Origin of the sequence: Paenibacillus sp. UMB7766-LJ446 (genome assembly GCF_030226665.1) — a bacterium.
GTDB classification, from domain to species: Bacteria; Bacillota; Bacilli; order Paenibacillales; family Paenibacillaceae; genus Paenibacillus; species Paenibacillus vandeheii.
Genome location: NZ_JASOYM010000013.1, coordinates 110,593 through 135,337 on the forward strand (window position 1 = coordinate 110,593; position 24,745 = coordinate 135,337).

At 46.4% G+C, this 24,745-nt stretch carries 17 protein-coding genes; all 17 read left to right on the forward strand.

Features of this window, described 5'->3' with window-relative positions; genetic code table 11:
- Positions 1-40 precede the first annotated feature (40 nt).
- Entirely contained in the window at positions 41-1,729 is a 1,689-nt protein-coding gene (locus tag QP794_RS26300) for an ABC transporter substrate-binding protein (RefSeq protein ID WP_285079709.1), read from the forward strand.
- Positions 1,730-2,110: 381 nt separating this feature from the next.
- Positions 2,111-3,811, forward strand: a complete 1,701-nt coding sequence (locus QP794_RS26305) for an ABC transporter substrate-binding protein (RefSeq protein WP_285079710.1) — start codon at positions 2,111-2,113, stop codon at positions 3,809-3,811.
- A gap of 317 nt (positions 3,812-4,128) precedes the next feature.
- Positions 4,129-5,826, forward strand: coding sequence for an ABC transporter substrate-binding protein (locus tag QP794_RS26310; protein ID WP_483311955.1), 1,698 nt, complete (start codon positions 4,129-4,131; stop codon positions 5,824-5,826).
- 269 nt (positions 5,827-6,095) lie between these two features.
- Positions 6,096-8,477: a glycoside hydrolase family 95 protein gene (locus QP794_RS26315; protein WP_285079711.1), complete on the forward strand. Its 2,382-nt coding sequence runs from the start codon at positions 6,096-6,098 to the stop codon at positions 8,475-8,477.
- A gap of 16 nt (positions 8,478-8,493) precedes the next feature.
- Positions 8,494-9,843, forward strand: coding sequence for a GH1 family beta-glucosidase (locus tag QP794_RS26320; protein WP_285079712.1), 1,350 nt, complete (start codon positions 8,494-8,496; stop codon positions 9,841-9,843).
- A 347-nt stretch (positions 9,844-10,190) separates the two neighbouring features.
- Positions 10,191-10,454 carry a hypothetical protein gene (locus QP794_RS26325; RefSeq protein ID WP_024631414.1) on the forward strand — a complete coding sequence of 88 codons (264 nt, stop codon included), beginning with the start codon at positions 10,191-10,193 and terminating at the stop codon, positions 10,452-10,454.
- 317 nt (positions 10,455-10,771) lie between these two features.
- On the forward strand, positions 10,772-11,737 hold the full coding sequence (gene cyoA / locus QP794_RS26330; RefSeq protein ID WP_285079713.1) for a ubiquinol oxidase subunit II: 966 nt from the start codon (positions 10,772-10,774) through the stop codon (positions 11,735-11,737).
- Between the two features lie 21 nt (positions 11,738-11,758).
- Positions 11,759-13,729, forward strand: a complete 1,971-nt coding sequence (locus tag QP794_RS26335) for a cbb3-type cytochrome c oxidase subunit I (protein WP_024631412.1) — start codon at positions 11,759-11,761, stop codon at positions 13,727-13,729.
- A complete protein-coding gene (cyoC, locus tag QP794_RS26340; protein WP_079350094.1) occupies positions 13,730-14,350 on the forward strand; it encodes a cytochrome o ubiquinol oxidase subunit III in 621 nt (206 codons plus the stop codon).
- On the forward strand, positions 14,351-14,680 hold the full coding sequence (gene cyoD, locus QP794_RS26345; RefSeq protein WP_064640613.1) for a cytochrome o ubiquinol oxidase subunit IV: 330 nt from the start codon (positions 14,351-14,353) through the stop codon (positions 14,678-14,680). It abuts the gene before it with no gap.
- A gap of 244 nt (positions 14,681-14,924) precedes the next feature.
- Positions 14,925-15,941 carry a LacI family DNA-binding transcriptional regulator gene (locus QP794_RS26350; RefSeq protein ID WP_285079714.1) on the forward strand — a complete coding sequence of 339 codons (1,017 nt, stop codon included), beginning with the start codon at positions 14,925-14,927 and terminating at the stop codon, positions 15,939-15,941.
- A 156-nt stretch (positions 15,942-16,097) separates the two neighbouring features.
- Positions 16,098-18,428, forward strand: a complete 2,331-nt coding sequence (locus QP794_RS26355; protein ID WP_285079715.1) for a glycoside hydrolase family 65 protein — start codon at positions 16,098-16,100, stop codon at positions 18,426-18,428.
- A gap of 27 nt (positions 18,429-18,455) precedes the next feature.
- Positions 18,456-19,742 (forward strand): ABC transporter substrate-binding protein, encoded by a 1,287-nt coding sequence (locus QP794_RS26360; RefSeq protein WP_024631407.1) that lies wholly within the window; start codon positions 18,456-18,458, stop codon positions 19,740-19,742.
- A 59-nt stretch (positions 19,743-19,801) separates the two neighbouring features.
- Positions 19,802-20,698: a carbohydrate ABC transporter permease gene (locus QP794_RS26365; RefSeq protein WP_024631406.1), complete on the forward strand. Its 897-nt coding sequence runs from the start codon at positions 19,802-19,804 to the stop codon at positions 20,696-20,698.
- A gap of 14 nt (positions 20,699-20,712) precedes the next feature.
- Positions 20,713-21,555, forward strand: a complete 843-nt coding sequence (locus QP794_RS26370; protein WP_076291229.1) for a carbohydrate ABC transporter permease — start codon at positions 20,713-20,715, stop codon at positions 21,553-21,555.
- 55 nt (positions 21,556-21,610) lie between these two features.
- Positions 21,611-23,806, forward strand: a complete 2,196-nt coding sequence (locus QP794_RS26375) for an alpha-L-rhamnosidase-related protein (RefSeq protein ID WP_285079716.1) — start codon at positions 21,611-21,613, stop codon at positions 23,804-23,806.
- 214 nt (positions 23,807-24,020) lie between these two features.
- Entirely contained in the window at positions 24,021-24,719 is a 699-nt protein-coding gene (gene pgmB, locus QP794_RS26380; protein ID WP_285079717.1) for a beta-phosphoglucomutase, read from the forward strand.
- Positions 24,720-24,745 lie beyond the last annotated feature (26 nt).

Consider the following 24,745-nt stretch of genomic DNA (forward strand, 5'->3'; position numbering starts at 1 on the left):
TCCCGAATAGACAGACATATGAAACGGGAGGATTACCATTATGGCAAGAAACAAAATGAAGATTGCACTGGCTCCAGTGCTTGCGATGTCTTTGCTCGCAGGTTGCGGTGGAGGAAACAGCGGCGATACGTCGTTTAAGGACACAAGCGGGGATACATCTCCGATTACTTTTGACTTTTTTAGCGTCGATCCCAGTCCGAACTGGAACGGTATGAAGGATGAAGTGGGGAAAGTCCTTACAGAGAAAACAGGAGTAACCCTTAACGGTGAATTTGCCGTCAGTGGTGGTCAGGATAAAGTATCCTTGATGGCAGCAAGCGGAGATTATCCGGATATCGTGTCACCCAAAGGAGAGCTGAGCAAGCTCGTGGATGCTGGGGCCATGGTCGATCTGACTGATCTGATCGAGCAATATGCTCCCAATCTGAAGAAGCTGTATGGTAATTACATGGACCGGCTGAAATATAGCAACGAAGATCAAGGCATTTATGTACTGCCTACGTATTATGCGGTAGACCAGAAGTATTTTGATGCAGGTGGCGGATTCGGGATTCAACAGCGTGTATTGAAAGAGCTGGGATACCCTGAAGTACGTACGCTCCAGGATTACGAAAATGTATTGAAGGCATATAAGGAGAAACATCCAACGATTGACGGACAACCAACGATTCCGTTATCTCTGGACGCAGATGACTGGAGAATCATGATTACCGTAACGAATCCGGCATTCTTAGCAACAGGCGCGCCCGATGATGGCGAGTACTACATTGATCCTGAGACATATGAGGCAAGTCTGCATTACAAACGTCCGGAAGAGAAAGAGTATTTCCGTTGGTTGAACCATATGTACGCAGAAGGACTGCTCGATCAGGACAGCTTTGTACAGAAAACGGATCAATACAAATCCAAAATTGCAAGTGGACGTGTACTGGGCGTCATTGACCAGGATTGGGGTTATTCCGATGCGGAGAACGCATTGAAAGCAGCGGGTAAAGACGAAGCTACCTATTCACATTTCCCGGTAACACTGTCTAAAGATATCAAGGATCATTCCTTCCAGGACCCTGGTTTTGTATCTGGATGGGGTGTAGGGATTACAACATCGAATCCGGACCCGGTTCGTACAATTAAATTCTTTGATTACCTGGCTTCTGAGGAAGGTCAAGTGCTGATGAACTGGGGTATTGAAGGCAAGCAGTACGAAGTGAAAGATGGCAAACGTGTGATTCCTGCGGATGTGCTCGACCAAAAAACGAACAACGCTGCCGTATTCCAGAAGGAAACAGGTATTGGGCTCTACACCAATATGTCTGGTCACTATGGAGATGGTGTCAAAGATTCAACGGATAACTATTACACAACGAATTTCCCTGAACAGATTGTAGCGGCCTATTCCGATGCGGAGAAAGAGACACTCAAAGCATACGGAGCAACAACGTGGAAAGATCTGTTCCCAAGTGAAGATGAGTTCCCGGTTAAACCATGGGGAGCAGCGTACAATATGCCGACTCCAGGTGACTCGGATTACAACGTTATTTTCCAAAAAACACAGGATATTATCCGTAAACGGATTCCAGAAGCGATCCTCAGTTCCCCTGAACAATTCGATGCCATTTATGATGGGATGATTGCTGAGCTTAACAAAGCCGGAGCAGAGGACATGGAAAAACAATACACCGAACTTGTCCAAAGCCGTGTTCAATTGTGGAGCGGTGAAGAGAGCAAATAATGCGTTTTAGCAGACTAATTTTTTTGAAAGAAAGAGCCCAGGAAACTGGGTTCTTTTTTATACCTAAAACGTTTTCTGAAAAACGTTTTCAATTTTGTTAATTCACTATTGACAAGGACTTTTAGAGGGATTATTATTCAATTATGAAAGCACTTTCATTACTGGTTTATCAGGACTTGTACATGAATCTCTTCAGTCAGAATGGGTAAGGAATAGCATCCCGAATTGATGAATAGAGTGTGGTTTTTCACTTCATTTTAGAAAACGCTTTTTATGTTATAAAATCAAACGTTTTACAATCAGAATCACCCGATATCGGTATGTGCAGGTCAGCCTGTTCTACAATAGATAGCTTCATTTTATCCATAAGGGGGATTACACATGAAGGGCAAAACACCAAAAACATTCGCAATGCTTCTGTTAGCCAGCGCTCTTGCTATTACAGCAGGTTGCAGCGGCGGAGGAGGAACTTCTGCTTCAGAGACACCAACGGACACAGGGGATACGACTAGCCCAATCACTTTTACGTTCTTTGGTGCTGACGCAAGTCCAAACTGGAACAACATGAAGGACGCAGTCGGCCAAGAAATTACGAAGCAAACAGGTGTTACAATTGAAGCGGAGTATGATGTGAATAATGGTGGCGACCAAAAGATACCTTTGATGGCTGCCAGCGGTGAATACCCTGATATTATCTATCCTAAAGGTAACTTGTCTAAGCTTGTGGATGCAGATGCGATGCTTGACCTGACAGATCTGATTGACAAATATGCACCAAACCTGAAAAAGATTTATGGGGACCAAATGAACCGTCTGAAATACAGTTTGGAAGATCAGTCCATTTACACGATACCAACAAACATGGGTGTAGATAATGTTGCGTTTGATGCTACAGGCGGATTCGAGATCCAGCAAAAGGTATTGAAAGAACTCGGCTACCCAGAAGTGAAAACACTTGAGGATTACGAGAAAGTTCTGAAAGAATATTATGCAAAACATCCAACCATTGACGGACAACCAACCATTCCACTGACGCTGAATGCAGATGACTGGAAGATTATGATTACGGTAACGAATCCAGCCTTCCAGGCAACAGGTGGACCGGATGACGGTGAATATTACATTAACCCTGAAACGTATGAAGCGGTGCTGCACTATAAACGTCCAGAGGAGAAAGAATACTTCCGCTGGTTGAACAAAATGTACAATGAGGGCATTCTCGACAAAGATACATTTGTTCAGAAGGACGATCAATACAAATCCAAAATCGCTAGCGGTCGGGTACTGGGGCTGATTGACCAGGAATGGAACTATGGTGAAGCTGAGAATGCTTTGAAATCCAAAAACAATGGCGAGAATACGTACGCTCACTTCTCGGTATCCCTGAACAAGGATATTGTGGATCATACGTTCCAACCCACTGGATTTGATGGATATGGCATCGGAATTTCCAAAACGGCGAAAGACCCTGTACGTATTATCAAATTCATGGATTGGCTCGCTTCGGATGAAGGCCAGGTGCTGAGAAACTGGGGTATTGAAGGCCAACATTACAACGTTGAAAATGGAAACCGCGTTATCCCTGCTGATGTGCAGGATCGCAAAGTCAATGACAACTCGGCGTTCACCAAAGAAACTGGTATCGGAATGTACAACATTTTCAGCGCTAGATATGGCGATGGTGTCAAAGATTCCACAGGTAACTACTACACAACGAACTTCCCTGAGCAGATCCAAGCAGGTTATACTGCCGCAGAGAAGGAAACATTGAAAGCCTATGGCATTACAACGTGGAAAGATTTCTATCCTTCTGAAGACGACTTGAAGCTGAAAGATTGGGGCGCAGCATATAACATGCCTGTACCTTCCGATACGGATTATAACGTAACGTTCCAGAAAACGCAGGACATTATCCGTAAACGTATCCCTGAAGCCATCCTTGCCAAACCTGAGAACTTCGACAAAGTCTATGATGATCTCCTGGCTGAACTTGATAAAGCAGGTGCGGTAGACATGGAGAAACAATATACCGTTTGGATCAAGGAACGTGTATCTCTCTGGACAGGTAAAGACGTGAAATAATACTGAAAACAAGGCAGGATAAACGATCATTTTCAAAGCAAAATGGGTCCCTTAGAAGGGGCCTTTTTTGTTGTTGACGAAAGGGGGAGGATAGCATATAATCGTTAATGTAAGCACTTTCAGTAAGCGTTTTAAATTATTTTCCGAAAACGTTTTATGGATGTTAGAAGAGAGTTTTCATGAGTTGAGTTTTTGATAAAAAAGAGTACAAATTTAATTTTTAGTAAGCGCATACAGAAATGTGTCTTACGGCGGTATCCTCAGGCCTTAAGCCTGTTATACAGATAAAACCTTCATAATAATAGGGGGACTAGACAATGAGAGGCAAAATGAAAGGCAATACACCCAAGACGTTTGCAATGTTGATGCTCGCAAGTGCAATGCTGGTTACAGCTGGCTGCGGAAATTCGGGAAGTAAAGAAGCCTCCGAGTCCAGCGGAACCGAACCCGTCACCATCACATTCTTTGGTGCGGATGCAAGTCCAACCTGGAACAAGATGCAGGATGCAGTTGGTAAAGAGATTACGAAGCAAACAGGCGTTACGATTGAAGCTGAGTATGATGTAAACAATGGTGGAGACCAGAAAATTGCACTTATGGCGGCCAGCGGCGAGTACCCTGATATCGTTTTCCCAAAAGGTAACTTGTCTAAACTAGTAGATGCAGGGGCAATGATTGACCTGACAGATCTGATTGAGGAGCATGCTCCAAACCTGAAAAAAATATATGGGGACCAGATGAACCGACTGAAATACAGTTCGGAGGATCAGGCCATTTATACAATCCCAACGAATATGGGTGTTGATAATGTTGCGTTTGACGCAACAGGAGGATTCGAAATTCAGCAAAAAGTACTGAAAGAGCTCGGATACCCTGAAGTAAAAACGCTTGAGGATTACGAGAATGTTTTGAAAGAATATGTGAAAAAACACCCAACGATTGACGGACAGCCGACCATTCCATTGACGCTGAATGCAGATGATTGGAAGATTATGATTACGGTAACGAACCCGGCCTTCCAAGCAACAGGAGCACCGGATGATGGAGAATATTACATTGATCCTGAGACGTATGAAGCTACGCTCCATTACAAACGTCCTGAGGAGAAAGAATATTTCCGCTGGTTGAACCATATGTACAATGAAGGTCTGCTGGACAAAGATACATTTGTTCAAAAGGATGACCAATATAAATCCAAAATTGCAAGTGGCCGTGTACTCGGTCTGATTGACCAAGAGTGGAACTACCAAGAGGCTGAAAATGCACTCAAATCAGCAGGCAAAGATGACAGCACATATGCTCACTTCTCTGTATCCCTGAACAAGGATATTGTGGACCATACGTTCCAGCCAACCGGATTTGACGGATATGGCATCGGCATCACAACTTCTGCTAAAGATCCGGTTCGCATTATCAAATTTATGGACTGGCTCGCTTCGGACGAAGGTCAGGTGTTGAGAAACTGGGGTATTGAAGGCGAGCACTACAATGTAGAAAACGGCCAACGGGTCATTCCTCAAGACATCCAGGATCGTAAAACCAATGACAACTCTAACTTCACCAAAGAAACAGGAATCGGAATGTATAGCGTGTTTAGTGCGAGATATGGTGATGGCGTGAAAGATTCAACGGATAACTATTACACAACGAACTTCCCTGAGCAGATCCAGGCTGGATATACTGCGGCAGAGAAAGAAACGTTGAAAGCATATGGCATTACAACATGGAAAGAATTCTATCCTTCTGAGGATGATCTGCAACTGAAAGACTGGGGCGCAGCATACAACATGCCTGTACCTTCAGGCACAGAATATGAGGTAACGTTCCGAAAAACACAGGATATCGTGCGCAAACGTATTCCTGAAGCTGTTCTTTCCAAGCCAGAAGACTTCGATAAAGTATATGATGGTTTCCTGACTGAACTGGAAAAAGCAGGTGCAGTCGAAATGGAGAAACAGTACACCGTTTGGGTTAAGGATCGTGTGTCCCTGTGGACAGGAAAAGACGTAAACTAACAGAAGTTTAAGTAACCAGATTGATATACAAAATAAGGCCCTGACCAAGGGTCTTTTTTTGCTGTTCATGTGATGTTTAACATTGACGCAAAATTCGAAATCCAATATAATTTTCTTACTGTAAGCACTTTCAGTTAATCGACACTTGGGTCATGTCTGTAACACAGGTTCAGGCCAATTTTTATCGGAAAATATGTGTTTTATTGCTTGTAACGAAAACGTTTTAGTTAACAAACAAAAAATAGCTGATTCATGAACAGGAGTTATCTATGTCCCCATTCAATGAGAGAACAAAAGAAAACCGTCTGTGGTATCGTCAGCCGGCCACTCGCTGGGAAGAGGCACTGCCTATCGGGAATGGTCGCCTCGGAGGTATGGTTTATGGCGGAGCAGCAGATGAACAAATCCAGCTTAATGAAGATACATTGTGGTCCGGATTTCCACGTGACACCATTCAGTACAGCAGTCAGCGTTACCTGAAACAGACCCGTGAACTAATCATGTCCGGGCAATATAGCGAAGCTGAAGAATTGCTGAACCGCGAAATGCTTGGACGAGATGTGGAAGCGTATCAGCCGATGGGTCACTTTAAGCTGCAGCACGCTGAACTGGATGAGATCCCATACGATGAATTTGAGCGGGAGCTTAGTCTCCACACCGGGATTACAACGACGAAATATTCGTATAAAGGGATTCGTTATGTACGTGAGGTATATGCCAGTGCACCGGATGACCTCATGGTCTGTACCATCACTGCCGATCGTGAGGGAGCTGTTAATGTCAGCGTTACGCTGGACAGTCCACATCCGTATAACGTGCAAACTTCGGGCAATGCACTTACACTGTTTAGTCGCTGTCCGAGTCATGTTGAATCGAATTATTTCAGGGATCATCCAGAGTCTGTCATCTACGAAGAAGATCGGGGAACGGCTTATGCTGTGCAATTGGCCGCGACTGCGACGGGCAAGAACGCCGAAGTTTCGGTTAAGGACGGGAGACTTCATATTCAGGGAGCCGACCAGATTATTTTTTACCTGGCAGCGGTGACCTCCTTTGAACGCTACGATGTGGCGCCTGTGAAGGATGACGTGCTGCTGGAACAGGAATGCAAAGAGGTAATCAGCAAAGCGATGACTCATGGCATGAAAGCACTTCGAGAGCGACATGTGATGGATCATAGTGCTTTATTTTCAAGAGTATCTATTGATCTCGGCGCATCAGCGAATGAAGAATTACCTACAGATGAGCGGTTGCGAGCTTATCAGGCTGGTGCCAATGATCCCGGTCTGGAGGCACTTTATTTTCAATACGGCAGATATCTGTTAATGGGTAGTTCACGTGAAGGAAGCCAGCCTGCCAATCTGCAGGGAATCTGGAACCAACAGGTGGAGCCACCCTGGCACAGTGATTACACGATTAACATCAATACCGAGATGAATTACTGGCCGGCAGAAGTATGCAACCTGAGCGAATGCCATGAGCCACTGTTTGGCTTGTTGGAGGATCTAAGTGATACGGGGAGAAGAACAGCACGCATCTTGTACGGGGCGCGTGGCTGGACAGCCCATCATAATGTGGATATTTGGAGGACATCCACGCCTACAGGCGGGGACGCAAGTTGGGCGTTCTGGCCGATGGGCGGTGTTTGGCTGACTTCACATTTATGGGAGCATTATCTATTTACTCGTGATCAGCAATTCCTCGCAGAACGTGCGTATCCAATCCTGAGAGAAGCGGCACTCTTCTGTCTGGACTGGCTGGTAGAGGGACCGGACGGATATCTGGTTACAGCTCCATCTACCTCTCCAGAGAACAAGTTCCTCACCGAGGATGGTGTAGCTCGCAGCATCTCCATGGCTTCGACGATGGATATGACTTTAATTCGTGAGTTGTTCGATCGATGCATTGAGGCAGCTCAACTGCTCGAAGTGGATCATCAACTGGCGAATGAGTGGAGCGAGGCACGCAGCAAGCTCTATCCATTCCGTATCGGAAGCGAGGGGCAGCTGCAGGAGTGGTTTAAGGATTTTGCTGAATCCGAACCTGGGCATCGTCACGTCTCCCATCTGTATGGTCTGTATCCGGGGGAGCAGATCAATCGACTGGATACACCGGAACTGGTGGAAGCAGCACGAGTGTCACTTGAACGTCGCATCGCAAGAGGTGGCGGGCATACGGGTTGGAGCTGTGCCTGGTTGATCAATCTGTATGCGAGGCTGCTGGATAGCAAGCTGGCGCATCAGTTTGTCCGTACGCTGCTGGCCCGATCCACGCATCCCAATCTGTTCGATGATCATCCACCGTTCCAGATTGATGGCAACTTTGGTGGTACTGCCGGTATTTCCGAGATGCTGTTACAAAGCCACTTGAGAGAATTACATCTGCTGCCAGCACTGCCTGAGAACTGGGTCAGTGGCAGTGTGAAGGGGCTTCGAGCACGTGGTTCTTACACAGTGGCAATCGAGTGGACAGATGGCAGACTCTCAAGCGCCGAAATTAAGGGTGATTACGGTGGTTCGGTAACCATTCGAAGCGCATTTCCACTGCATGTGGAAGGAAACGACAAGGCCAAGGCGCAGCTTACACCTCAAGGTGATTATGTAGTTATTTTAACCATGACCGCAGGGCAGATGATCCGCGTGTCATCATGAGACGGAGGAGTAAACGATGACAATTTTTCAATTTCCACAAGATTTCCGCTGGGGAACAGCAACAGCTTCTTATCAAATAGAGGGTGCTGCGCAGGAAGGCGGGCGCGGGATATCCATCTGGGATACGTTTGCTCGTACGCCTGGCAAAGTGTTTAATGGAGACAACGGTGATGTGGCTTGTGATAGCTACCATCGCTATGAGGAAGATATCGAGCTGATGAAAAAGCTTGGGATCAATACCTATCGGTTCTCCATCGCCTGGCCGCGTATTATTCCGGATGGAGACGGTGAGATCAATAGGGAAGGTCTGGACTTCTATCATCGATTCGTGGATAAACTGCTTGAAGCGGGAATCGAACCTTTCTGTACGCTGTATCATTGGGACCTGCCTCAGACGCTGGAGGATATCGGAGGCTGGGGCAACCGCAGGACGGTGGATGCGTTTGTCAAATATGCTGAAGTCATCTTCAAGGAGTTTTCCGGGAAAATCAATTTTTGGCTAACCTTCAACGAACCCTGGTGTATTGCGTTTCTGTCCAACCTGCTCGGTATTCATGCTCCTGGCAACAAGGACCTGCAAACATCAATTAATGTTGCGCACGGACTGTTGGTTGCCCATGGTAAAGCCGTTCAATCGTTCCGTCGCTTGGGAACAACAGGACAGATTGGTATTGCTCCCAATGTATGCTGGGCTGAGCCTTACAGCAAATCTCCGGAAGATCAGGCAGCATGTGATCGGGCAATTGCACTGAATACAGATTGGTTCCTGGATCCGATCTACAAAGGAGCTTATCCACAATTTATGGTTGACTGGTTTGAAAAGGCTGGTGCGACTGTCCCGATTCAGGAAGGCGATATGGAAATTATCTCGCAGCCTATTGATCTTCTAGGAATTAACTACTACACCATGGGAATCAATCGTTTCAATCCTGAGGCGGGTGCATTGCAATCCGAAGAGGTCGATATGGGACTTACCAAGACCGATATTGGTTGGCCTGTGGAATCACGCGGATTGTATGAGTTCATGCACTATTTGCAAAAATACGGAAATGTGGATGTTTACATCACAGAAAATGGTGCATGCATCAATGATGATTTGGAGAACGGTAAAATAAATGATGATCGCCGAATTGCATATTATGAGCAGCATTTGGCGCAAATTCATCGGATTATCAACGACGGGATCAACCTGAAAGGCTACATGGCTTGGTCTTTGATGGATAACTTTGAGTGGGCGGAAGGATACCGGATGCGCTTTGGTCTTGTGCATGTGGATTACCGTTCCTTGGTCAGAACACCCAAAGAAAGCTTCTATTGGTATCAAAACGTCATCAAAAATAATTGGTTGGAAACTCGAATTAAATGAAATAATAACATTTGGTTAATTGTTAGATGCAGGATATTTATGTTTACCCAAAAAAAAGACGGTGGCTTCGGAAATCCGATGCACCGTCCTTTTTTTATTTTATTTCAGCAAAGACCCTTAATGTTCATAAAGGTTTCATAAGGTCTGGACTGTTTCATGTTATGAGACGAGCGATTTTGGGTTATAAGAAGTAAGTAGAAGTGATCTGATCCTTGTCAACAGTCAAAATACAAATAAAGTGTCCAAATTGCGAAATAAATTTGAACATTTGTTGACTAAAAATCATACTGATGTGGTATATTGGTATAAGGAAAGCACTTACAAAAAGGGAAAAGGAAGTGTTTACTATGGCATCGAAGACAGCAATGGTAAGCCAATTGGAGCGCAAAGATAAAAATATGCGGCGTGCGGTGTTAACGATGACAGTTCTGGCTTGGATTGCTCTTATTACGGGAGTAGTTATGTGCCTGATCAACCTGAATGATTTTAATGATCGTAACCTCGGATTAATGGTCGGTATCGGTTTCTTGGTTGGCAGTGTATTTATTTATGTTATTGCCAAATCGATTGGACTTGTTCATACACGCCGGGAAGACGAAGGCGCCGATTAAATAATCCTGCGTTAATTCGTTCATAATAAGACTGGATGAGCACCCGGAATCCCAGTCAATAAAGCCCTTTGCGGATTCGTTGATCATGTTCAACGGGACTGCAAAGGGTTTTATTTTGTGACTTGAAGTGTAAAGATTACAATGAGGAAATATCAAGTATGCAAGTGATTTGTGAGAAAAAATTCACACATTTTAGGTGTAAAATCGACAAATTTGTTAACATGAACAAAAAAGTTGCTCATTTCTGATATCTTTAGAAGGAAGAGAGTAGTATACTGTTTTTTCAGTATGAGCGAATTTAAGGAGAGGGGATCAAGATGAACAAGAAACCTAGGTCGCTAATTCGGATAATCATTCCGGTTGTCCTGACGTTGGTTACAATTGCATTGATTGTCTGGCCAATGCTGGCAGGCGGGCAGTACGTTGTTCTGGATCCGAAAGGGCCTGTTGGCGCTTCGCAGAGAGATTTGATTGTCATTTCGACAATTCTGTGTGCAGTCGTTATTGTGCCTGTATTGATTTTGTCTGCAGTAATTGTATGGCGTTACCGCGACAAACCGGACAATAAATCTGCATATGAGCCTAACTGGTCTCATAGCACAAAAGCGGAGGCAATTTGGTGGACCGTTCCGATTGTTATTATTGGATTGCTGGCGGTTGTAACGATTCGCTACACCTATGATCTGGAACCTTCGAAGCCATTGGCTTCCGAGAAAGCACCGGTTACCATTCAAGTTTCTTCACTGGACTGGAAATGGCTGTTTATGTATCCGGAGCAAGGTATTGCAACGGTCAACACGTTGAATATCCCGGCAGACCGGCCCGTAAAATTTGAGCTCACCGCGGATTCACCGATGAACTCGTTCTGGATCCCGCAGCTTGGTGGACAGATTTATACGATGTCGGGTATGGCGATGACCTTGTACTTGCAAGCTGATCATGAAGGTCAATATTGGGGTTCAGGTGCCAACTTTACCGGGGAACACTTTGCCCAAATGCGCTTTGATGTCAATGCTACTTCGGAAGAAGACTTCGACAAATGGGTGAAAGAAGTGAAGCAGCAATCTCAACCGCTGACGCAAGAGACATATAAAACTCTGGCGGAACCGGGAACAAGCAATGTAGCTTATTATTCTTCCTTCCCAGAAGGGCTGTTCCAGGACATCGTGACCAAGTATGTTGTTGATGGTCAAAGTGCCCACAGCAAACATGGTGGAAGTTCGGATGAAGCTTCAGGTACCAAAGAAATTACTACGAACGGCGTGGACAAGAGTGCTAACTAAAGATTCGAAAGGAGGCCCCCAATGTTAGAGAGACTTAAGGAGTTTGCATCGGAGTTTTTCGTTACCGGTGATCCGCTGATTTATGGTGCGGACGTGGCGATCGGAATTACGATGATTACCATCGTAGCGGTGCTGACTTATTTCAAAAAATGGGGCTGGCTCTGGCGTAACTGGTTAACTACCGTCGATCACAAAAAGATCGGTATTATGTATATTATTGCTTCCATTATCATGCTTTTCCGTGGTGGTGTGGATGCACTGATGATGCGTCTTCAGCTAGCTATGCCTAACATGGATTTCTTACATCCCGAGCATTATAATCAGGTCTTTACGACTCACGGTACGATCATGATCCTGTTCATGGCGATGCCGTTTATGTTCGGTTTATTTAATGTTATTGTACCGCTTCAAATCGGGGCAAGGGACGTTGCGTTCCCGTTCCTGAATGCATTGAGCTTCTGGTTATTCTTCCTGGGAGCAATGCTGTTCAACCTGTCCTTCGTTATCGGTGGCTCACCGGACGCAGGCTGGCTCAGTTATCCGCCTTTATCGGAGCTATCGCATAGCCCGGGGGTGGGACAGAACTTCTATATATGGGGTATTCAGATTTCGGGTATCGGTTCCCTGGCTACCGGTATCAACTTCCTGGTTACCATCATTAAAATGCGTGCGCCAGGCATGAAATGGATGAAAATGCCGATGTTTACATGGTCGGTATTCTCCACTTGTATTATCATTCTGTTTGCATTCCCAATCTTGACCGTGACACTTGCTTTGCTCTTCCTCGACAGGTTTGCGGGGGCGCATTTCTTCACACTTGATTTGGGCGGTAATCCGATGATGTATATCAACTTGATCTGGATGTGGGGTCACCCTGAGGTATATATCGTGGTCTTGCCGGCATTCGGTGTGTTCTCCGAGATTGTAAGTACATTCTCGAAGAAAAAATTGTTTGGCTACAAATCGATGGTATTTGCGATGCTGATCATTAGCTTCCTGTCCTTCTTTACATGGGCGCATCACTTCTTCACGATGGGTTCGGGAGCGGACGTCAATGCATTCTTCGCCATAACAACGATGTTGATTGCCATACCAACAGGGGTTAAAATATTTAACTGGCTGTTTACGATGTTCAGGGGTAGGATACGCATGGATACCCCGATGTTATGGACATTGGCATTTATACCATGCTTCATCGTCGGTGGTATGACGGGGGTTATGTTGTCCGTTGCACCTGCTGACTTCCAGTTCCACAACAGTTACTTCCTGATTGCCCACTTCCACCAAGTATTGATTGGTGGCGTAGTATTCGGATACTTTGCAGGTCTGTACTACTGGTGGCCTAAAATGTTCGGATTCCAACTCCCGGAAAAACTGGGCAAATGGGCTTTCTGGACTTGGAATATCGGTTTCTATGTCTGCTTCATGCCGCAGTACGCTGTCGGTTTGATGGGGATGACACGTCGTCTGAGCACCTATGGCTGGGATACCGGCTGGTGGGAACTGAACTTTGTATCCACAATCGGGGCATTCCTGATGGGTGTCGGATTCTTGTTCCAGGTTGCACAAATCGCAGACGGCGTTCGGAAATACAAATCACTCAAAGCATCCGGCGATCCATGGGGTGGTCGTACGCTCGAGTGGTCAATTCCTTCACCTGCTCCTGAATATAACTTCGCCATTACACCGCGCGGAGATGATATTGATGAGTGGTGGGAAGAGAAAGAACGTCGTGCTAAAGGCATCTATCCACCTGAACAGCCGCTTGAGCCGATTCATATGCCTAAAAATTCCGCGATTCCGTTCATCATGTCTATATTCTGGTTCATCGCCGGTTTCGGCTTTGTATTCGGATGGCTGTGGATGGCAATTCTTGGACTCGCTGGCGTAGGGATCTGCATGATCGCTCGTTCATTCTCATACGATACGGATTATTATATTCCGGTTGACGAAATTAAGCGTACCGAAGCGTCGTTAAGGGGGTCGGTATAAATGGCTCAAGCAGCCGCAAAGCACGGTCATGACCATACACATGATCATGACCATGGTCACCATGACCCGCAAGAATTAAAAATACTCGGATTCTGGTTCTTCCTGATTTCCGACGTTATCCTGTTCTCCGTATTGTTCGCAACCTTTATTGTGTTGCGTGACAATTCGGCGGGCGGACCGGTGTTGTCTGAATTGATCAAAATGCCTGGCGTTATTGCCGAGACATTTATCTTGCTCACAAGTTCATTTACAAGTGGACTTGCGGTTCTTGCCATGAACCAAGGCAAGGTGAAGCAATTAATCAGCTGGCTGGCGGTTACAGCTGTTCTGGGTGCGAGCTTTATCGCCCTGGAAGTAATGGAGTTTGTTGAGTTGATTCATGAAGGGTTCAGTTATACAACGAGTGCATCTTCTGGTGCGTTCTTCACCCTGGTGGGTACTCACGGACTTCACGTATCGCTCGGTCTGATCTGGATGATCGGATTGATGCTGCAACTGAAAAAACGTGGAATTACCGATGTAACTCGCGGTAAAATCAACGTAATCAGCTTGTACTGGCACTTCTTGGACGTCGTCTGGATTTTCCTCCTGTCGATCGTCTATCTGATGGGGGTGATGTAGATGGCAGAGCATAACTCACATGAGTCCCATGGCCACGAACAGCATGGTTCACTCAAGTCCTATGTCATCGGCTTCATTCTGTCCGTTGTTCTGACCATTATCCCTTTGGTAGTGGTACTGAATGACATGATGGGCAGAACAGCAACGCTGAGTGTCGTTCTGGTAACAGCAGGACTTCAGTTTGTGGTTCAACTCTTCTTCTTCATGCATATCCGTGAATCGGAGAAGCCGCGTTGGAATGTAATGGCTTTGATCTTTGGTCTGTTGATCATGTTGACCATCGTTATTGGTTCCATCTGGATCATGTTGAACAATACAGTTGCACATTAAGTTGTATTGAATCTTTATCGAAATGATTTTGATTTTGCAATAGATTAACGGATCTCCCGACTTTAGTTAAAAGGTCGGGAGATTTTTTTTACCCATTTGTTTATACTGAATGCGGGTAGATTAAGGAAGGAGACTTCAGCGTCTATAAAAGATGAGAATATTGTCGAAAATAGTTCTTGATTTTTTTTCTTGAATCCGTATACTCAGAAATATAAGTAATCCGAAACGTTTTGGAGGAAAGCAATTGGCTACAATTAAAGACATATCACAAATGACGGGATTTTCGATTACGACTGTATCCAGAGCATTGAATGGGTACTCGGACGTCAGCGATAGTACGCGCAAACTGATTAAGGAAGCCGCCGAAACCCTGAACTATAGTCCAAATGGTCTAGCGAGAGGCCTGGTCATGAAGGAAACCAAAACGCTGGGGTTGCTCGTATCAGGCATGACGTACAAAAACATCGATAACAACTTTGTTTTCGAAGTGCTTTGCGGTATTAATGACAGCGCTGCCAACTCAGATTATGATCTGATCTTGTTTAGCACGAATACAGCGAAGCAAAAGATGAAAACGTACACACAGCTGTGCAGGGAACGAAAAGTGGATGGCGTCATTCTTCAGGGTGTGAAAACGGATGATCCGTATTTGCAGGAAGTATTGGACAGTGACATTCCTTGTGTATTGATTGATATACCCATTCATAGTGAGTATGTCGGTTTTGTATCAACGAATCATAAACAAAGTGCACAGGCTGCTGTAGAGCACCTTATTGGTTTGGGTCATCGGCAGATTGCCATGGTGAACGGTTACCCCGAGGCTTTTGTATCCAAGGAGCGTTATGAAGGATATTCCGATGCAATGCGCAATGCAGAATTGATCCTGAAGCCTGAATGGATTGTAAACGGGAATTTTACGGAAGAGGAAGCACAGCAAGAAGCTTCTGAATTGTTAAAGGCTTATCCGGAAATTACCGCAATCTTTTGTGCAAGCGACATGATGGCTCTGGGTGTAATGAAGGCTGCGAATGAACTAGGCATCTCTATACCGGATGAATTGTCTATAGTTGGATTTGACGACATTCCAACAGCCGCCTATTTTCAACCACCACTCACGACCATCGGACAGAATATGTATCAGTTGGGACATGAGGCTGCAAACCTGCTGATGGGCATGCTGAAATCGGAAGATAGCCCCAAATTTAATATTTTGCAAAATGAATTGGTTTTGAGATCCTCGACAGCCAAACCAGGTCGCTGAGTTTAGCTGAGAATACGTTCGCGAGGTATTGCAAAATGAAACGAGATGAGAAGAGCACCGAAATGTTTTATTATATCCGAAACGTTTCGGTATTATTTTCACTCAAATCCAAAACGTTTCGGATACAACATAAGATAGACATAGGGGGAATACAAATTGCTGAAATACGATGCAGGACAAGGAGAATGGAGTAACTGGCTGGTAACTGAAACGGGGTTTGATCCGGCTCATCAAGGGAAAGGCGAGGCTGTGCTTTCACTTGGAAACGGCTACATGGGGCTTCGCTCCGCAACGGACGAGAATTATGTTGGACAGGTACGGAACTGGTTCGTGGCTGGAACGTTCAATAAATTTGACGAGCATGAGGTAACAGAACTCCCCAATGCTGCAGATGTGACGGAGCTTTCAATCACTCTTAATGGGGAAACCTTCAGCTTGGAAAAAGGAAGAACAATTAGCTACAGTCGTCAACTGAATCTCAAGAACGGTGAGCTGACCCGTAATGTAGTCTGGCAGAGCCCGACAGGAGAAAGCTTTGATCTTCAATTCCGCCGCTTTGTTTCCTTGAGCAACCGTCATCTGGTTGGTTCATCCGTAAGCATCAAGCCACTGGATGGACAAGCGCGTGTTCACATTACGTCCGGTATTAATGGACAATGGACGAACTCGGGTGCGCAGCATTTCACGGAAGGCGAGAAACGGATATTTGAAAAGACTTATATTCAAATGACGTCAACGACGACACAATCGGCAGTTGATTTTGTAACCAATACGGTGCACCACTGGCAGCTGAATGGTGAAAAGGTTGAACCGGAATTGCGTCAAACGATGGGACGCCGCAAGGTAGGCATTGAAGGCACATTGACCGTGGAAGCCGGACAATCGGTGACACTGGAGAAAATCTCGAATGTGCATACCAGTCGGGATCTGGTTTACAGAGACGGTGGATATTCACTGGAGCAGATGCGTGAATCAGCGCTGACAGAGCTGAAGCAGGAATCACAAAAAGGGTATGATCAGCTATTTCGTGAAAGCGCTAACGCCTGGGCGGATACCTGGTCCACGTACAACATTGAGGTGGACAGCACAAGCGGATATGACCAGCTTGCCATTCGTTTTGCCATCTATCACCTCGTCATTATGACACCTGCTCATGATAATCGCATGGGAATCGGCGCCAAAGGGTTAAGTGGCGAAGGGTACAAGGGACATTCCTTTTGGGATACGGAAATCTTCATCCTTCCATTCTTCATCTACAGCAACCCCAAGATCGCAAGATCCTTGCTGGAATATCGATATCAGGGGTTGGATGGAGCCAGAAGCAAAGCCAAGGAGAACGGATTCGAAGGAGCCATGTACCCATGGGAAGCTGCCTGGATCGGAGATGGCGAAGTTACACCGGTATGGGGAGATGTAGATATCGTAACCGGCGAACAGACGAAAATCTGGTCGGGCTTCATTGAACAGCACATCACCTCCGATATTGCTTATGCCGTTTGGCATTATGTGCAATCTACCGGGGATGAAGCGTTTATGGATCAGTATGGTTACGAGATCATTTTTGACACAGCAACGTTCTGGGCCAGCCGTCTGGAGTGGGATGAGGCCAAGGGCCGCTATCACATCAATGAGGTTGTTGGACCGGATGAATATAAGGAACATGTGGACAACAATGCATTCACTAACCATATGGCTCACTTTAATATGGAGATGGCCATTCAATATTTTGAGAAGCTTCAACAGGAGAAACCAGAGTTGCTCAAGGCATTGTCGGCGAAGCTTGATCTGACATCTGCTCGGGAAGCATGGAACAAGCTGGACCAGATGTATCTGCCAGGGCCAAATGAGCAAGGACTTATTCCACAAGATGATACTTACTTGCAGAAGAAAGTCATTGATCTTACCCCTTATAAAAATCAGACTAAAGTCGCCAGTATCTTCAATGACTACAACCTGGATCAGGTTGGTGAAATGCAAATTTCGAAGCAGGCTGACATCATGATGCTGTTCTTCCTGCTTGAGAATAAATTCGAACCGGATATCAAACGTGCCAACTACGATTACTACGAGGAAAAAACGTTGCATGATTCCTCATTGTCCCTGTCGACGCACAGCATCCTTGCCAGTGACTTCGGTAACCGTCCGCTCGCTTACGATCTGTTCCGTCGGGCGTCCGAGATTGATTTGGGACCGCATATGCACTCTTCAGATGCAGGCATCCACTCCGCTTCTCTGGGCGGAATATGGGAATGTGTTGTGATGGGATTTGCCGGAGTTCGTATGTTGGATGGTCAGCTTCACCTCGATCCAAAGCTGCCTGAGTCCTGGAGCAGTCTGAAATTCCCGCTCTACTGGCAAAACCAGTTGTTGCATATCACAATCACGCCCGAGGGTATTCTAATCGAAAGTGATGCAGAGGAAGAAATTTCTCTCCTTCTGTCCGGTCAGCAAGTTACTTTCAGCAAACGGTTTCAAACCTTGGTTTAATATAAATCCATGTGGGAGGTCATTCAAATGAAAAAAGGGTCCGCAAGTTTGGTCATGATGCTTGTTTTGGTTTTGGTATTGTCTGCTTGCTCTTCAGGTGGAAGCAACAGTGCGGAGGGAGGTAAAGCAGAAAAGGTGAAGCTTACCTTCTCGGTTTGGGGAGATGTCAACTCCGGTGCGGATGAAGTAAAGCTCGCTGAAGAGTTTAATGCGGCACATCCGGATATCGAAGTGAAGTTTGAGCCAATTCCAAGTGAAGGTTATGGAACGAAGCTCACTACATCCCTGGCAGCTGGTCAAGCACCAGACGTATTTCTGGTTGGTGAAGGCGACTACTACAAATACGTTGATAAAGGTGTAATTGAACCACTTGATGATTATCTGAGCAAAGATACGTCCTTTAATCTGGATATTTTCCAAAAGGATCTGATTGAAAATATGAAAATCGAAGGCAAACAATACTATTTGCCTAAAGATTTCAACCCACTTGCCCTGTGGTACAACAAACGCATGTTTGACGAAGCAGGAATCCCTTATCCAACAGATGAGTGGACATGGGATGACATGATCGCAACTGCACAAAAACTGACCAAAAAAGATGGTAATAAATATACGCAATTCGGATTCAATGCTGGTAAATGGGAATATCCGATCTATACGTACCTTTGGGATTACGGTACAGACATCGCGAATGAGGATGGAACGGCTGCTGAAGGTTACATGAACAGTGACAAAACGATTGCGGCAATGGATCAATACGTTTCCTGGTCTCAAGGAGATAGCCGTGTATCCCCGACACCACTGGATTCCGAAACACTTGGCGGAGATTCATCGATGTTCATGACAGACAAGCTCGCTATGATGATTACAGGTCGTTGGATCAAGGGTGATCTCGACAAATCCGATGTTCAATATGGTTCTGCACTGATTCCACAAAATACGGACGGTACTCGTTCAAGCATCATCGCTAGTGCGGGTTGGGCGATCAACGCAGCTGGTAAAAATAAAGAAGCTGCATACGAACTGGTGAAATGGCTCTCGGGTACAGATGCACAGAAGCTTCGCTCTGCAAACGGTAAAGTATTGCCAGCGACTGTGAAAGAGCTGGACGAAGTCAAAGCCAAAGAAGTAGCAGACAAACCGGTCATCGAAATGATGGATTATGCTAAAAAACCAGTAACCATGCGTTCTACAAACGGACCTGTGTTTGTTGAAGAATTCACCAAGGCGCTGGAAAAAGTGCTGCTTGGCAAACAGGATGTCAAAGGCGCTCTAGATGAAGCTGCGAAGAATGTTGACAGCAAAATCAAGTAAAAACCATGCGGGTGAGTCGGCGGCCATGCTGATTCACCCTCTTCATCAAGGAGGCAGCTATGCGTAATTCTAAATCCGAGCGTGCCGGGTATTGGTTCATTTTACCTTGGCTTATAGGCTTGTTGCTCTTTACCATTGGTCCAATGTTGTTTTCCCTGCTGCTGGCTTTTAGCAAATGGGATATTATTACCGGCGTAAAGTCGATCGAATGGGTCGGTCTGGATAACTTCAAAACGATGTTCCATGATGAGCTGTTCTACCAATCGTTGAAAGTTACCTTTATTTTCGCGTTGGTATCCGTACCGCTGTATCAAGTAGCTTCTCTGCTAATCGCCTTGCTGCTGAATATGCGGAACAGAGGCATGAAATTTTTCCGATTGATTTATTTCATGCCATCTGTTATTCCGGCTGTAGCGGCATCCATGATGTGGATTATGATTTTCAATCCGGAATATGGGATTCTGAACCGTGCGCTTGGATTCTTCGGCGTACAGGGGCCGGCTTGGCTTCAAGACCCGAGCTATGCACTGGGCGCACTGATTGTCATGGGGTTGTGGGGTGTCGGCAACACGATCATCATTTATTTGTCCGGCTTGCAGGGAGTTCCCGAAGAGCTGTATGAAGCTGCCAATCTGGATGGGGCGGGACCATTTCAACGGTTCTTCAACATCACATTGCCTATGATTTCTCCAACGGTGTTCTTCAACGTTATTATGGGTATCATCGGCGGATTCCAGTATTTCACACAAGCATTTGTTATGACCAACGGGGGACCGCTTAACTCGACCCTGTTCTACAACTTGTACCTGTACAATAAAGCTTTTACCGATTTTGAAATGGGTTATGCTTCGGCACTCTCCTGGGTATTGTTCATCATCATTCTGGCGTTTACGTTGCTGGTCATCCGCAGTTCTTCGATGTGGGTCTATTACCAGGGCGATAACGAAAAGGATTGAGAGGAGGACAAATGATGAATCAAGCAACGACACGGAAACCGGTCTACTCGAAACTATTCTCTATGCTCATGCTTCTCGCTGGTGCGGCCGTCGTGCTGATCCCGCTGTTATGGACATTTGCAACGTCTCTTAAAACACCTGCCGAGGTGTTCAAAGATGATTTTTTCCCGGCTGTATGGATGTGGTCTAACTATAAAAATGCCGTCTTGGCCATCCCGTTTTTTACATTTTTGAAAAATACGCTGATTATTCTGATTCCGGTATTAGTCGGTACCGTATTCTCGTCTGCCCTATGTGCGTATGGTTTTGCCCGGTTTAATTTCCGCGGCAAACGCACGCTGTTCCTGGTGCTGCTGGCGACGATGATGCTGCCTTCGCAGGTAACGATGATTCCGATGTTCATCATGTTCAAGGAAATCGGCTGGGTTGATACATTTTTACCACTCATTATTCCTGCATTCTTCGGGGGCGGGGCGTTCAACATCTTCCTGATCCGTCAATTCATGCGCGGTATTCCGCGGGATCTCGATGAGTCCGCTTTTGTGGACGGAGCCAACAAAATGCAGATTTTCACCAAAATCATGCTGCCGTTGTCTATGCCGCCGCTGATTGCTGTTTCTATCTTCACCTTTATGGGCGTATGGAATGACTTCCAGGGACCGCTCATTTATCTGAACTCCAGTGAGAAATATACGCTGGCTCTCGGATTGTCCATGTTCAAAGGGCTTTATAACGTGGAATGGAATATGCTGATGGCTGCGACGATGCTGATTATGCTTCCACCACTTCTTGTATTCTTTGTTGCACAAAAATACTTTATTGAAGGCATTTCCATCTCATCTGCAATCAAGGGCTAATCGTCCATATTACGGAAGAGATAAGCGGTGAGCCAAACCGCAGAGGAGGACAACCATGGCCACATTAACAAGCAGACATCCATTTAATTTGTATTATAACGCAGGGGAATACGTAAAAATTTGCGGTACCCAGGACGGATACTTTCCTGATTTTGGGCATCATATGGCTAACGAAATGGGCGGTGTATGGCTTCATCCAATCAAGCTGCTGGACGGTTTCTGGCTGAAGGTAACCGATCTGGATCGCAACATTGCCGTGTGGGCAAGGGCAGACGGATTCACAAGCGAGTCTTGGGGTGGAAGCCGTTTCGATTATGATCATGGTTTGAGTCACATTCCGGTAACCATTGAACGCAGTCAATTTGCCCCTGATTATGAAAAAGGCATGGTCACAGAGTATGAGATCAGCGCTTACGGCAAAGGAACAACCCGACTCAAGCTGGAACTGCTGTCACGTACCGATCTACGTCCGGTCTGGTATTCCGATGAGATCGGAATTATCCCAGGAGCGGGTGAAACGGCAGAAGCCATTTCTTCACGCAAGGTCATCGTAAAAGATGACGCCCAAGACTGGTATGCCATGATTGGAAGTGACCTGCCGGGAACGGATATGTCGGTTGGACCTGAGTTGTACGGGCCAGAGTTGACGGCAGGCAAAGGCACAGGGATTTCTTTTGTAACAGAGTGCTCGCTGGAGGAGAAGGATGTGTTCCGCTTCCGGTTATTTGTCGCCGGGTCGGAGTCGTCCCGTGAAGCTTGTGAGCAGACTTATGCAGTCATTGAACGTGACCACGTTCGTTTGAAAGAGCAGAAGCAGCAGTTCTACGACAAGCTGGATCAGCGCTCAGTGCTTACCGTTGAAGGTGAAGATGAGCTGAACGAGCAATTTGCCTGGGTGAAGCGCAATAATCAGTGGCTGGTACAGCAAGTGGACGGAATCGGTCGCGGATTGACGGCCGGCGGGCCCACGTATCCGTGGTGGTTCGGCTGTGATAGTACGTATGCGCTTCAGGGTGTGCTTGCTACGGGAGACCATCAATTGGTACGGGATACGCTGAATTTGTTGTTGGAGAAATCGAAAGAAGCAAATGGTAATGGACGTTTTGTGCATGAAGTGACTACGATCGGAGCCGTATCTAATCGCGGAAACACGCAGGAGACGGCACACTATATCGCCTTTGTATGGGAAATGTTCCTGTGGACCGGGGATGATGCACTGCTGCGCGAGCATTATGACTACTGTATTCAGGGCATCGACTGGCTGCTGGACGAGATGGACCCGGACGGAGATCTGTTCCCTTCCGGTTACGGTATCATCGAAATTGCCGGCTTGAATATGGAGCTGATTGATAGTGCCGTATATACAGCGAAGGCTCTGCAGGCGCTGGAGCACATGAGTCTCTATTTGGGTGAAACGAAGCGGCACCAGATCTATCAAAAACTGGCGGAACAAGCGGTACGCGCGGTGAATGATGTGTATTGGTCTGAAAAAGATAGCCTCTATGCGGATGCGGTTGCACCTATTTCCGATATTGTGCCCAAGGTGAATTACATGGTTTCTCTCGCTGAAAAGCAGGGGATCACAGACTACCGGGAGTACGTGGAAGAATTGTTGGCTGATGCGGGAGACGATCAGAATGATCGTGGCTGGCTGCTGAACAAAAACTGGGTTATTGTTACGCCGATGGAAGCGGGAATTGCCGATCAGGATAAAGCACAGCGTGCTCTGGAAGCGATGCGAAACCGGGACTTCATCGGTGAATACGGTACTTATCTTGCTGCCATGTATCAACAGGGTACGATGACAATCTCTACCGGAGCGCATGCCGTTGCCGAAGCGGCTTACGGGCATCCGGATCACGCGCTGGATTTGCTGCGCCGGATGGGGAAAAGCTTCTCACGTGTACTGCCGGGTTCGTTCTCGGAGATGTCCCCGGACTACGGCTGTGTAGTGCAGGCATGGACGATCTATGCATTTGCTGTGCCTGTAGTACGGCATTTCTTCGGAGTTCAGCCGGAAGCACAAAAGCGCCAGGTGACGATATCACCTGTATTGCCACAGGCGTGGGCTGACAAGAAGTGCAGTTTGGAGCATCTGATGGTAGGCGATGCGGAGTTCGATATTCATTTTGAATCCCGTGAGGGCAAACGGGTTGCGAGCATTTCCAACGAATCGGGCTGGACGGTCGTTCTGGACTGGAAGGGTGAGAGACGGGAAAGCAACGAGAAACGAATTGAATGGCAACTATAATGTTCAACTAAACATTTACACGATAACGGAGAGGGCAGAAATAACCTGAAGAAGCGGCGCGTTCGCCTTTATCTTCGGATTTTCACTTCTGAGAAGGATATCGAAAAAATCTGGGGATAACAGCGATCGAAAGGTTGTTCTGTCATCGTAGTGGCCAGTGTAAATAACTTTTAGTTGAACTCAACTAGAGCAATGACATGGGAGGAACGGAAAGATGAAAGGGAACGGAGCACTTCAAGCCGTTATTTTTGATTTGGATGGTGTCATCACCGATACGGCAGAGTACCATTATGTTGCATGGAAGCAGCTTGGCGAAGAGCTGGACATTCGGTTTGACCGCGAGTTCAACGAGCAGTTAAAGGGCATTAGCCGCGGGGAATCACTGGAGCGCATTTTGCGTCTGGGTGGTAAAGAAAATACGTATTCGGCAGAGGAAAAGGAAGAATTCGCAAGCCGTAAAAATAAACATTACGTATCGCTGCTGGACTCGCTGACACCGGAGCACACCTACCCTGGAATTCGGGAATTGCTGCTTGAACTGCAAGCCTCCGGCATTCCGGCAGTTATCGCCTCTGCGAGCAAAAACGCACCCCAAATTTTGAAGGCGCTGGAGCTGGATTCGCTGTTCCGGTATGTGGTACATCCGGATTCGGTACCGCACGGTAAGCCTGCTCCTGATCTGTTCCTGCGTGGATCGGAAGAAGTGGGTGCTGACGTGAAGGCCTGCATCGGCATCGAGGATGCGCAGGCGGGCGTTGAGGCCATCAAAGCCGCAGGCATGATCGCCGTGGGTATTGGCGAAGAAGCTGTGCTCAAAGGTTCCGGAGCGGACGTGGTGTTGAAGGATACAACACAGCTAACGCTGTCGTTTCTGGAAAGCACTTTGAGAGAGAACTCGCTGAAAGAAGTTTAATGAAGTAAAGTAATACGAGAAAGGGG